Source organism: Paenibacillus sp. BAC0078 (assembly GCF_054483875.1).
Map to the genome: position 1 here is coordinate 14,017 of NZ_JBTLRW010000016.1, position 12,244 is coordinate 26,260.

Here is a 12,244-nt window from a genome sequence, read left to right on the forward strand (position 1 = left end):
TTTTTTATAATATTCGGGTTAGCTTGTACATTCCGTCCTTTAGCAGCCTTCTCCGTATGGGAGGCTAGAGGACGGCCCTATACTTACGAAGCGTTAACAAACTTGGTGAATGCTTACGAAGTGAGTTTGTACGAAGAATACCAAGGAAGCATCGCTATACAAACTTTGAGGAGGAGAAAATATGAAATCAGATAAAATATCGGAGGCCGTCGTTCGCAGACTCCCTGTGTATCTGCGATTCCTGAACGATCTCCAGAAGCGTGAAATTCCCACCGTCTCTTCTCAGGAGCTGGGGCAGAAGCTTGATCTTAATCCGGCGCAGATCCGCAAGGATTTGGCCTATTTTGGTGATTTCGGCAGAAAAGGCATCGGTTATGATGTGTCTTATTTGATTGAGAAAATCCGCCATATTCTAAAGCTGGACCAGCAAATTAACGTGGCGCTTGTGGGTGCCGGTAATCTTGGACACGCTTTATCAAATTACAATGCTTACTTGAAGGACACCATGAAAATCACCGCTGTATTTGATTCCTATGCACCCAAGGTAGGGCAGATGATCAACTCCCTTACCGTACAGCCGATGGAAGAGCTGGGCAGCACGATTCGTGAACAGGGAATCCGTATCGGAATCATCACAGTGCCTGACAGCGAAGCTCAGAACGTGGCCGACATTCTGATAGACTCAGGCATTGAAGCGATCCTGAATTTTGCACCGGTCATTTTGAAGACCCCGGCCAATATTCGCGTTCACGCTGCTGACTTTACAACTGATTTGCAGAGCTTGGCTTATTATTTGCATGATGGAAAGGACGAAGTGGAAGATGAGCAGCAATAAGACAGTAATTATCAACGGACGTTTTCTGGTTCCGGGAACGGATAAGCCGGTGCTGAGCGGTTATATGACCATAGAAAATGATCTTATCACTTACATAGGGAAAGAGAAGCCAGCCCTTGAAGCTGGCACACAGACTATAGACGGCAGCCGTCTGCTGTTTATGCCGGGTCTTGTGAATACACATGGGCACACGGCAATGTCGCTGCTGCGCGGTTATGGGGATGATATGGTTCTTCAGAGCTGGCTGCAGGAAAAGATGTGGCCGATGGAAGAAAAATTCACCGGAGAGGATGTCTACTGGGGAACCTCCCTGTCTGTGCTGGAGATGCTTAAGGGCGGGACAACAACCTTCCTGGACATGTATGATCATATGGACCGGGTCGCTGAGGTTACGGAGCTGTCGGGTATCCGTGCTGTACTGATGCGCGGCGTAATCGGCCTGTGTCCGGAAGAAGTGCAGAACCATAAGCTGGCGGAAGCGGTTGCTTTTGCCCGTAATTGGCACGGCAAGGCTGACGGACGAATTACGGCGATGATTTCGCCGCATGCGCCTTACACCTGCCCTCCGGACTTTTTCGTAAAATTCGTACAGGCGGCTCATGATCTGGACCTGCCGATGCATACGCATATGTCGGAGACACGGCGCGAAGTGGAGCAGAATGCCGCAGATTACGGCCTGCGTCCTGTAGCGCATCTGGAGAAGCTCGGCATGTTCACACGCCCATCCCTTGTCGCTCATGGTGTGCATTTGAATGATGAGGAGATCGAGATCCTTGCCCGCTACAATGTCGGTGTATCCCATAATCCGGGCAGCAACCTGAAGCTGGCCAGCGGGGTTGCCCGGGTACCGGAGCTGCTGCGTGCGGGTGTTAAGGTCTCTCTCGGAACCGATGGGGCAGCAAGCAACAACAATCTGGATATGTTCGAGGAGATGCGTCTGGCTGCACTGATCCACAAGGGCGTCAGTGGCGATCCGACAGCGGTTCCGGCCCCGGAAGCGCTGCTGATGGCGACCGAATACGGCGCACAGTCGATTTTCCTGAACAATGTGGGCCGGCTCGCCCCGGGAATGAAGGCCGACTTCATTGCCGTTGATATTGATCAGCCGCATTTCCTCCCGCATTCTGACCTGCTCTCGCATGTGGTATATTCGGCTAGTGCGAAGGATGTGGCACATGTCTGGGTAGACGGCAAGCAGGTTGTGAAGAACGGAGAGTGCCTGACGCTGGACGAGGAGCAAATCCGCCGCAAGGCGCAGGAGACCTTTGAAGGACTCCTGAAGCGGTAAATTAGCGCGACATGAGCAATTATATGGAGAGGGAGCTGTACTTTGAAGAAAAGGAGAAAATGGCTTCTGCTGGGAATATTCCTGTTTCTGCTCCTTCTGTTCGGGTTAAGCCAGTTCTATGCTTACATTATGAAGGACCAGTGGAACGAACGCAGCGCAGCCCGGGATATCGCCAAAGCAAGGGCCGGCTTGACAGAGGTAACGAAGGCCCAAAAATCGGTCTGGGATGAAAATTCGGTGTATTGGGTGCTGACGGGCAAAAATGACGCCGGAAAGCAGCTTATGGTCTGGGTCCGGTATACCGTGGACGGCAAACCGGCCGGAGGCGACAACGACGTGTATGCTGAAGAGGTGGACAAAGGAACCTCCGAGCAGCAGATCCGCTCGATTATAGCTTCGGAGCTTCCCGGGAGTACGATTAAGCGGCTGCTGCCGGGAGTGTACAACGGGGAATATGCCTGGCAGCTTTTTTATAAGCAGGACGGACGTTATTATTACAAGTTTTACCGTTTTGCCGACGGCAGTGCGATCGGTGATGGCTACAGCTTGCCGAATAGATAGAGAGGCGTGAACATATGAACAGCGGGTGAGACAGTATTCTGTCTGCCCGCTGTTTTGCGTTTTTTTACGATAGCGATATCAATTGAGGCGGGGCTGTCCTTTTTATTGTTCACTAGCTACCCTCCAGTTGACTCCATCTGCTTAAGTTACTCTGATTGTCGCTATCCCACAGAATTACCCAACATTTGTGGTGATTAAGTCTTTTGAGCGCTTCATGTCTACCGTTTCCATCACTAACAATCAATTTTCCTTCACGGTGCTGAGCGATTAAGGGAGGGTATTCCCAGCCCTTCTGAAGTAAATCAGATAATATTCCAACCCGTAATTCCCAATCTGCTAACGGATTATGATATTCCATGTCTTCTTCAGGACCGCAACATCTTTGAAGCTCATATATTGGCAGTTGTACGGGACCAAGCCAATACCTTTTTTGAAGTTTCAAACCATCAGAGAAAGGAATATTATTTCCGCTCGTTCTCAGAAAAAGATGCACCCATTCTTCGGTACATCCAATTTTGGAAAATTGAATGGCTTCTTCTAAAGTGAATTTCATAGACAACACTGTGTTCTCCCCTTTACCTTTCTGATATATTCCAAGATTAACATCTCTGGCAACAAAAATGTATTTTTGTACGCTTCATGCCTTCGTGTGTCATACAAAATTAATTCCAATATGGGGTAAGCGCTGAGAGAAAGACCAGAAATTAGTATCGAAAATTTTAAATATATTCACACTTTTCTGCGAAATCGTATATACACCTGTGATATACTACTTCTTGTATTGAGACAAGCTTAATAGCATGTCAGTCTCGGATTAGCTTTTGACACGCTACCAAACCTTGAGAGGAGGACGTTACTTGAAACTACGTCTAATGCCTGTACTGCTAACGTCTCTGCTGTCTGCTGCACTGCTGTTTGGCGGCTGGTATGCCTATCGTCAGTTCGCTGTTCAGGAGCCGCTGCAAAAGATTGTGTCATCCTATGAGGGAGTCAAGGATTCCCGTATTTCTATAAATCGCAACGAAGTTACTTTGAAGCTTGATCTCAAGCCGGGAACTAAATTGCGTGAGTTGGTGCAGTATGTATCAACTGAAGGCAAAGCGGCCATTAACGGCCGGACCCTGAAGCTTGATGTGGATCAGCACTCAAATGCCTTGCTGGATGAATATTGGGATAGTGCGATGTTCTCAGTCGCTGAAGCGATGGAGAGCCATAAATATACTTTGATACCTGCCAAGCTGGATGGACTTAAGGCCCAGTATTCCAAATACAGCGGTGTGACGGCAACAACCGAAATCGACGACAACAACGTTTATGTGAGCCTGAGCGATGGCAAAGAAAGCAAGTTTATTATTCTGCCACGCATTCCGGCAACGATGGGAGTGTGGAATAATGCCTAAGTTCTGGAAAGAGATCTTAGCCGGATTTGTTCCTGTGCTGCTGATTTTTATGGCTTTTATCGGGATTAATATTTTTCCGGTCATTATCGCGGCGGGCATGGTCGGCGCGCTGCTGCTGATTGCCCATCTGCGCGGCGGAATGACGGTTAGCGCCGGAGGCGACAAGAAGCGGAAGAAGAATGGTCCCGCGAAGCTGACCTTTGAAGAAATCGGCGGACAGGACAATGCGAAGCAGGAGCTGCGTGAAGCGCTGGACTTCCTGATCCGGCATGAGGAAATCAGCAAATTCGGCATCCGCCCTCTAAAAGGAATTCTGCTCACAGGCCCTCCGGGGACCGGTAAGACCCTGATGGCCAAAGCAGCAGCCCATTATACCAACTCCGTATTTGTGGCCGCATCAGGCAGTGAATTCGTTGAGATGTACGTTGGTGTCGGCGCCGGACGTATCCGCGATTTGTTCAAGGATGCCCGGGCCCGCGCCCTCAAAGAAAATAAACAAAGCGCCATTATTTTCATAGATGAAATTGATGTAATCGGCGGCAAGCGTGAAGGCGGGCAGCAGCGTGAATACGACCAGACGCTCAATCAGCTCCTGACCGAAATGGATGGGATTTACAACAACGAAACTCCGCGTATTCTGCTTGTAGCGGCGACGAACCGTAAGGAAATGCTGGATTCAGCACTGCTGCGTCCGGGCCGCTTCGACCGCCATATCCAGGTCGATATGCCGGACAAGAAGGGCCGCAAATCCATTCTCGACCTGCATGCCCAGAACAAGCCTCTGCATGAAGAAGTGGATCTGGACAAAATCGCTGAAGAGGCTTACGGCTTCTCCGGCGCCCAGCTCGAAAGCGTCATGAACGAAGCCGCCATCTACATGATGCGCGAGAACCTTACGGAAGTGGAGCAGCGGCATCTGTCGATGGCCATCGACAAGGTGATGATGGGCGAGAAGACGGACCGTGAGACCAACCACGAAGAGAAAAAACGGGTTGCCATCCACGAGCTTGGGCATGCCATTATGGCCGAGCTGCTGCGTCCGGGCAGCGTCAGCCAGGTTACGCTAACGCCGCGCGGACAAGCGCTGGGTTATGTGCGGCATAATCCGCAGTCTGAGCAATATCTGTATACCAAGGACTATCTGGAAAATCAGATCATGATTGCCTTAGGCGGAGCTGTTGCTGAAGAAATGTTCTACGGCGGCAGAAGCACCGGATCACGCGGAGATTTCGATCAGGCGCTGGATATCGTTGAGACGATGATGAAATCAGGGCTGACCTCCCTGGGGATTGCCAATCTGCAAATGGTTACCACAGAGGAGCTAATGAAGGAAAATAGCAAAATATTGGATGAACTGATGCTTCGCACCCATGAGCTGCTCGGAAAGCAACGGAATATATTCGACTACTCCCTTGACATTTTGATGAAGGAGGAAGTTCTCTCCGGAGAGCAATTTCGTTGTCAATTTCGTGACAGCGTCCTTTTACCGGCATAATTATTTATGCCGGTTATTTTTTTTTACTTTTCAGACATGCTAAGATATTATTATATGTCGGGCTACTTATTTTTTACGACAGAAAAGGTACAATACAAAAGTATAGATACCTGAAAGGATGGAGACTTTTACATGAATTTTAAGAAAATCGGCGTCATCGGCGGTGGCACAATGGGTCAAGGTATTGCTGAAATGCTGGCAGCCAAAGGCCTGGATGTTATGCTGGTGGAGAAAACCACTGAAAGACTGGACTACTCTTATGAGATGATCGAGACAAGTCTCGACAAACAGCTTGAGAAATGGGCAATCACCCAAGCTGAAAAGAAACTGATCCTCAGCCGTATCCAAAAAGTGACACATTTCGCAGAACTCAGCTCCTGCGATATGGTCATTGAGACCATTACCGAGGATCTGGAAGCAAAGAAAACAGTATTCAATCAGCTCGATCAGGTGTGTCCGAGCCACATTATTCTGGCCAGCAACACGTCAACCCTAAGCTTGACGGAGCTTGCCAGCTCTACAATGTACCCGGAACGCGTCATCGGCATGCATTTCATACATCCGGTAGCAAAGGTGAATCTTGTTGAGATTGTTCGCGGACTGAGAACCTCCGACAGCACTTTTGAAGATACCAAAGCTTTCGTTGATGAAATTGTTGAGAAAAAAGGCGTATTGATTTACGAATCCCCGGGGTTTGTAACTTCACGCCTCATTTGCCTGTTCATTAACGAAGCTATGCATCTGCTGCAAGAAGGTGTCGCTTCCCCTGAGGATATCGACGACGCAATGCGTATCGGCTACCAGTTCCAGAATGGACCACTTGAAATGGCTGACCGTTTCGGTCTGGATTCGGTGCTTGCCGCTCTGGAAAATATGTTCCGTGAATACGGCGAACTGAAATACCGTCCTTCTACGATCCTTAAGAAGATGGTACGTGCAGGACAACTGGGCATGAAATCGGGCGAAGGCTTCTTCAAGTATGACAAGGACGGTGACCGTATATGAATATTCTAGTTATTAACTCAGGAAGTTCTTCTTTGAAATATCAGCTGTACAACATGACGGATGAGTCTGTGCTTGCGAAAGGTCTGGTTGAGCGCATCGGGATGGATTCCTCCATTCTGAACCATAAGCCTACCGGCAAGCAGGAAGTTACGGAAGTCAGTGAAATTCTGGAGCACAATACCGCGATCCGTAAAGTGCTTGCCTGTCTGACCGATAAGGAGCACGGCGTAATCTCTTCAATCGACGAGATCAATGCCGTAGGACACCGCGTGGTACACGGGGGCGAATTCTTTAAGGCTTCCGCACTGGTTGACGGTGATGCCAAGAGCAAAATCCGCCAGCTGTTCGACCTTGCCCCGCTCCATAATCCCGCTGCAGTGATGGGAATTACGGCAACTGAAGTGAATATGCCGGGCGTGCCGCAGGTCGTTGTTTTTGATACTGCGTTCCACCAAACGATGCCTGAGAAGTCTTATATGTATGCTATTCCAAGAGTGCTGTATAACAAATACAAGGTTCGCCGCTATGGCGCACACGGCACCTCGCATGATTTCGTCAGCAAAGCTGCTGCCGAATATTTGAACCGTCCGCTTGAAGATCTGAAGATCATCACCTGCCACATCGGTAACGGCGCCAGCGTAACTGCTGTTGACGGCGGATTGTCTGTTGACACTTCGATGGGGATGACACCGCTTGAAGGTCTGATGATGGGTACCCGCAGCGGTGACCTTGATCCGGCTATCGTTCCTTACGTAATGAACAAGGAAGAGCTGTCCGTTGGCGAAGTGAATTCCATGCTGAACAAACATAGCGGACTTTTGGCTATTTCTGGCGTCAGCAGTGACATGCGTGATATTATTGATGGTGCAGAAAAAGGCGAGCCTAACTCTACGCTTGCTTTTGACATGTATGAGTACCGTTTGCGGAAATATATCGGCTCTTATGCGGCAGCGATGAACGGCGTAGACGTAATCGTATTTACTGCCGGTGTAGGCGAGAACGCGGCTGTGCTGCGTGCCAAAGTGCTGAATAACCTTACGTTCCTCGGAATTGAACTGGACCCTGAAGCCAATAAGGTCCGCTCCGGTGATCCGCGCCGTATCTCTACGGTTGATTCCAAGGTTCAGGTGCTCGTGGTTCCGACAAACGAAGAGCTTGTCATTGCACGCGATACGTATCGTATTGTGCAAGGAATTAACGGCTAAATTAGAGGAGAGATCAGTTGGGATGGCTAACAAGAGTGTAATCAAGAACGTGAATGAGCATGTGGGAGAGAGCGTTGTGATCGGCTGTTGGGTCAACAACAAGCGCTCCAGCGGTAAAATTCAGTTCCTGCAGCTTCGCGATGGTACAGGATATATCCAGGGCGTTGTGGTGAAATCGGAAGTGCCGGAGCAGGTATGGGATGATGCCAAGAGCCTTACGCAGGAAAGCTCCCTGTACGTGACCGGTATCATCCGGGAGGAGCCACGCAGTCAATCCGGCTACGAGATGACTGTTACGGGTATAGAAGTCCTGCACCTTACAGAGAATTATCCAATTACTCCGAAGGAGCATGGCGTTGATTTCCTGATGGATCACCGTCACCTCTGGCTTCGTTCCTCGAAGCAGCGGGCAGTGTTGGTTATTCGTGCAGAGATTATCCGCGCGATTCAGCAATTTTTCAATCAGAACGGCTTTACGAAGGTAGATCCGCCGATTTTGACGCCTACCTCGGCAGAAGGCACAACGAACCTGTTCCATACGAAGTATTTTGAAGAGGATGCCTATCTGACGCAGAGCGGACAGCTCTACATGGAAGCTGCCGCAATGGCGCTCGGCCGCGTCTATTCCTTCGGCCCTACCTTCCGTGCCGAGAAATCGAAGACCCGCCGCCACTTGATCGAATTCTGGATGATTGAGCCGGAAATGGCCTTCGTTGAACATGAAGAAAGCTTGCGCATTCAGGAGGAATTCATCAGCTTCGTAGTGCAGTCTGTAGTCACGAACTGCCGTGCTGAGCTGGAGGCGGTAGGCCGCGATGTCTCCAAGCTGGAGAATATCAAAGCTCCGTTCCCAAGAATCACCTATGATGATGCGATTAAATTCCTGAACGAAAAAGGCTATGAAATTGCCTGGGGCGATGATTTCGGAGCGCCGCATGAAACGGCGATTGCCGAAATGAGCGACAAACCGGTATTTATTACGCATTATCCGGCCTCCTTCAAGGCCTTCTACATGAAGCCGCATCCTGAACGTCCAGAGGTTGTGCTCTGCGCGGATATGATCGCTCCTGAAGGCTATGGAGAGATTATCGGCGGATCACAGCGTATCGACGATCCGGCTTTGCTTGAAGAACGGTTCAAAGAACATAATCTTTCGATGGATACCTATAAATGGTACATGGACCTGCGCACGTATGGTTCCGTGCCTCACTCCGGCTTCGGTCTTGGCCTTGAACGCACAGTAGCCTGGATTTGCGGTCTGGATCATGTGCGGGAAACCATTCCGTTCCCTCGTACGTTGTACCGCCTGTATCCTTAAGCAAGCAGAGGAGGGCGCGCATGGACGGCAAAGTTTGGAGTACCTGGGGCGAAGGTGTGTCTTTTGGCCTCCAGAACGGTGTGGCCGTCATTCCTTACGCTCTCTTGAAATACTATCGGCAGCTAGACCTGACTGGCAGCGAAGCTATGCTGCTGATCCATCTGCTCTCCTTCCGCCAGGTGGAGGGAATTGATTTCCCTTCACTGGAGGAGCTGCAGACGGTAACAGGACGCAGCATAGCTGTTATCGCTGGAGAGCTGCAAAAGCTCATGAAGGAAGGCTTCATCAGTATTGATGAAGATAACGACGAGCTGAGAGATATCCACTACGAGCGCTATAACTTCTCGGGCCTTTATGGCAAGCTTGGCGCTTATTTGGCGGAAGCTGCCCAGGAATCCCCGGCGGGTAAGAATCGCGCTGCCGGTAATGTGCCGGGGCCCCGTACTTCCGCCCATCACTCAGGAGCATCCGCTTCAGATGGAGGGTATGGCAGACCGTCAGCTCTCGATGCAGACAAAGCTGCCGAGGAGAGCCGCAGCCTGTTCAGTATTTTTGAGAAGGAATTCGGCCGTCCGCTCTCGCCGATGGAATGCGAGACGATATCCGGCTGGGTGGATCAGGACCGGTATCCCGAGGAGCTGATTCTGCTCGCCCTGAAGGAGTCTGTATTCGCAGGCAAGATCCATTTCCGTTATATCGACCGGATTTTACTGGAATGGGCGCGCAACCGGGTGAAAAATGCCCAGGACGTCAAAGCCTATACACAAAAATTCCGCAACGGCGGACGATAGAAGGATTCAAGCAGAAGAGAGAACAGAAGCATATGGCGGATGCCTTAATTAAAAAAGATCGCAGCTCTTTTCCCAATGGGAAAGGCTGCGATCTTTTTTAATTTATACGAATTTATTTATTGCATGCAATATATCAATGCTCCGAAAGTTCTTTCTCAAGCGCTGCGCCCATCTCGCGGGAGCGTTCGGCACAGCGGTTGACTGCGGCGATTACCGTTTCAAAGAAATCGCCTTTTTCCATAACCTCAATGGCTGCTTGTGTGGAACCGCCTGGTGAGGTTACTTTTTTGCGCAGGACCGCCGGCTCTTCTCCTGTCTGCTGCACCATACGGGCAGCGCCGAGGACAGTCTGGACCGTCAGCTCCGTGCTCTGTTCAGGCGGCAGTCCTCCCCGAATGCCTGCGGCTATCATCGCTTCCATCATATAATAGATGTAGGCCGGACCGCTGCCGGAGATTCCGGTCAGAATTTCCATCCGGTCCTCGTCGATGACAGAGGTTAATCCTACGGCTTCGAACATATTGAGCGCTATCCGGCGGCTCTGCTCATCCACTTGTTTGGAGAAGGCGATGCCGGTCGCTCCAAGACCGATAGAGCTTGAGGTATTGGGCATGGTCCGTACCACAGGCTGCGGTGTGCCAAGCAGTCCCTGCATGGTGCGGATCGTCATTCCGGCAATAACGGAGATCACCAGCTGGTCAGGTGAGAGCAGTGGTCCAAGTCCGCGCAGAGCCTCTGCGGCATCTTTGGGCTTCATGGCAAGCACGATGACCGGAGCTGTGCGCAGGTGTTCTGTTTTTTGTTCAGGATCATTGCAGCCCAGGACGCCATAGCGGCTGCGCAGCTCGGCCAGGCGTTCGCTGCTGCTGCGGTTAAGCATCACGATGTTGCCGGACTCAACTACATTACGGGCAATCATCCCGCGCACAATCGCTTCAGCCATCGAGCCTGCCCCGTAAAAAACAATTTTATGATTGATTAATGGAATTGCTGGTTGCTGACACATGACTGAGATTCCCCCTAATAAATTGACTTACCCCCGAATTTGCCCGGAGCCGTGAATTTTGTATTTGCTTGAAGTAAGTGCAGGCAGACCCATAGGGCCGCGGGCATGGAGCTTCTGGGTGCTGATCCCGATTTCCGCCCCGAATCCGAACTCAAAACCGTCGGTGAACCGTGTCGAGGCGTTATGGTAGACCGCAGCGGCATCTACTTCCTGCAAGAAACGCTCTGCATTTGCGGCATCCCCGGTTACGATACATTCCGAATGCTTGGTGCTGAACTCGGCAATATGCCCCAGCGCTTCATCCAGCCCGCCGACAATTTTGACATTGAGAATATAATCGTTATATTCGGTGGCAAAATCCTCTTTGGTTGCAGGCAGTGCCCAAGGAATCTGGAGTACGGTTTCAGGACAGCCACGCAATTCGACATTTACCTCGCGGAACGCTTCCGCCAGAGACAGCAGGTGCTTATCGGCATAGTCGCGATGCACAAGGAGAGTTTCCATCGAGTTGCACACAGAGGGGCGCTGGGCCTTTGCGTTAAGGCTGATGCGCTGTGCCATATCCGACTCGGCGCTGGCGTCGAGATAAGTATGGCATATGCCTGCCCCCGTTTCAATTACCGGGACGGTGGCATTAAGCACAACGTTCTGGATCAGCGAGCTTCCGCCGCGCGGGATGATTACATCAAGCAGTCCGTTCAGCTTAAGCATCTGATCCACGGAGGAGCGGTTCGGGTCTTCGATCAGCTGCAGCGCATGCTTTGGAATTGCCGTTGCGTCGAGTGCGTTATGCAGCACTTCGACGATTTTGCGGTTGGAAGACAGAGCAGAGGAGCCGCCGCGCAGGACAACGGCATTGCCTGTCTTCAGGCATAGGCCCGCAGCATCCACGGTTACATTGGGACGCGCTTCGTATATAATGCCGATGACCCCAAGCGGGACGCGGATTTTCTCAATATAAAGTCCATTAGGCCGCTCGATCGTTTCCAGATGATCACCAATAGGGTCAGGGAGTTCGGCGATTTGCCTCAGCCCCTCCGCAATGCCTTGTATCCGGCCAACGTCAAGCGCTAGTCGGTCGAGCATGGATTCCGGTGTTCCGCCGAGCCGGCCCCGTTCCAGATCCTCGCTATTAGCGGCAATAATGGCCGGCGCTTCGCGGACCAGGGCATCTGCCATGACAAGCAGGGCTTCATTCTTCTGATCGGTGCTCAGACTTGCCAGCACACCTGTAGTTTCCTTAGCTAACGCTGCCTTGCTTACAACCTCACTCATGGTTAACCCTCCTGAAAGTTTTGTGAGTGTCTGCTCCCTTGGATTTGCTTCGAACAAAACTCGCT

General features: G+C 50.9%; 13 protein-coding genes. 9 read left to right on the forward strand and 4 right to left on the reverse strand.

Features of this window, described 5'->3' with window-relative positions; translation table 11 throughout:
• Positions 1–181: 181 nt before the first annotated feature.
• From ACX1DY_RS23635 to ACX1DY_RS23645, 3 genes are read left to right on the forward strand one after another with little or no spacing between them, the layout of a single operon-like run.
• The gene (locus ACX1DY_RS23635; RefSeq protein ID WP_458966652.1) at positions 182–835 is read left to right on the forward strand and encodes a redox-sensing transcriptional repressor Rex; all 654 of its coding nucleotides are present in this window, start codon (positions 182–184) and stop codon (positions 833–835) included.
• Positions 822–2,123 carry an amidohydrolase gene (locus ACX1DY_RS23640; protein WP_458966653.1) on the forward strand — a complete coding sequence of 434 codons (1,302 nt, stop codon included), beginning with the start codon at positions 822–824 and terminating at the stop codon, positions 2,121–2,123. Before ACX1DY_RS23635 ends, ACX1DY_RS23640 begins: the two co-directional genes overlap by 14 nt.
• A gap of 42 nt (positions 2,124–2,165) precedes the next feature.
• Positions 2,166–2,684 (forward strand): cell wall elongation regulator TseB-like domain-containing protein, encoded by a 519-nt coding sequence (locus ACX1DY_RS23645; protein WP_458966654.1) that lies wholly within the window; start codon positions 2,166–2,168, stop codon positions 2,682–2,684.
• On the opposite strand, the gene ACX1DY_RS23650 is transcribed toward ACX1DY_RS23645, so the two are convergent.
• Positions 2,663–2,797, reverse strand: coding sequence for a hypothetical protein (locus ACX1DY_RS23650; protein WP_458966655.1), 135 nt, complete (start codon positions 2,795–2,797; stop codon positions 2,663–2,665). The two genes, ACX1DY_RS23645 and ACX1DY_RS23650, sit on opposite strands and share 22 nt — an antisense overlap.
• On the reverse strand, positions 2,797–3,243 hold the full coding sequence (locus ACX1DY_RS23655; protein WP_458966656.1) for a hypothetical protein: 447 nt from the start codon (positions 3,241–3,243) through the stop codon (positions 2,797–2,799). The genes ACX1DY_RS23650 and ACX1DY_RS23655 overlap by 1 nt, the downstream gene beginning before the upstream one ends.
• Before the next feature lie 298 nt (positions 3,244–3,541).
• On the opposite strand from ACX1DY_RS23655, the gene ACX1DY_RS23660 reads away from it, so the two are divergent.
• The 6 genes from ACX1DY_RS23660 (at position 3,542) to ACX1DY_RS23685 (ending at position 9,898) form a co-directional block, all read left to right on the forward strand.
• Positions 3,542–4,084, forward strand: coding sequence for a hypothetical protein (locus ACX1DY_RS23660; RefSeq protein WP_458966657.1), 543 nt, complete (start codon positions 3,542–3,544; stop codon positions 4,082–4,084).
• Positions 4,077–5,579, forward strand: a complete 1,503-nt coding sequence (locus tag ACX1DY_RS23665) for an AAA family ATPase (protein ID WP_458966658.1) — start codon at positions 4,077–4,079, stop codon at positions 5,577–5,579. Before ACX1DY_RS23660 ends, ACX1DY_RS23665 begins: the two co-directional genes overlap by 8 nt.
• A gap of 132 nt (positions 5,580–5,711) precedes the next feature.
• Positions 5,712–6,584 (forward strand): 3-hydroxyacyl-CoA dehydrogenase family protein, encoded by an 873-nt coding sequence (locus ACX1DY_RS23670; RefSeq protein WP_458966659.1) that lies wholly within the window; start codon positions 5,712–5,714, stop codon positions 6,582–6,584.
• The gene (locus ACX1DY_RS23675; RefSeq protein ID WP_458966660.1) at positions 6,581–7,789 is read left to right on the forward strand and encodes an acetate/propionate family kinase; all 1,209 of its coding nucleotides are present in this window, start codon (positions 6,581–6,583) and stop codon (positions 7,787–7,789) included. The genes ACX1DY_RS23670 and ACX1DY_RS23675 overlap by 4 nt, the downstream gene beginning before the upstream one ends.
• Positions 7,790–7,811: 22 nt before the next feature.
• A complete protein-coding gene (gene asnS, locus ACX1DY_RS23680; RefSeq protein ID WP_458966661.1) occupies positions 7,812–9,107 on the forward strand; it encodes an asparagine--tRNA ligase in 1,296 nt (431 codons plus the stop codon).
• A gap of 20 nt (positions 9,108–9,127) precedes the next feature.
• Positions 9,128–9,898 (forward strand): DnaD domain protein, encoded by a 771-nt coding sequence (locus ACX1DY_RS23685; RefSeq protein ID WP_458966662.1) that lies wholly within the window; start codon positions 9,128–9,130, stop codon positions 9,896–9,898.
• Positions 9,899–10,031: 133 nt separating this feature from the next.
• Here the strand turns inward: ACX1DY_RS23685 and proC are convergent, their stop codons facing one another.
• Together proC and ACX1DY_RS23695 are read right to left on the reverse strand one after the other, a co-directional pair.
• A complete protein-coding gene (proC, locus tag ACX1DY_RS23690; RefSeq protein WP_458966663.1) occupies positions 10,032–10,904 on the reverse strand; it encodes a pyrroline-5-carboxylate reductase in 873 nt (290 codons plus the stop codon).
• 27 nt (positions 10,905–10,931) lie between these two features.
• Complete coding sequence (locus ACX1DY_RS23695; RefSeq protein WP_458966664.1) at positions 10,932–12,179, reverse strand: glutamate-5-semialdehyde dehydrogenase; 1,248 nt, start codon at positions 12,177–12,179, stop codon at positions 10,932–10,934.
• Positions 12,180–12,244 lie beyond the last annotated feature (65 nt).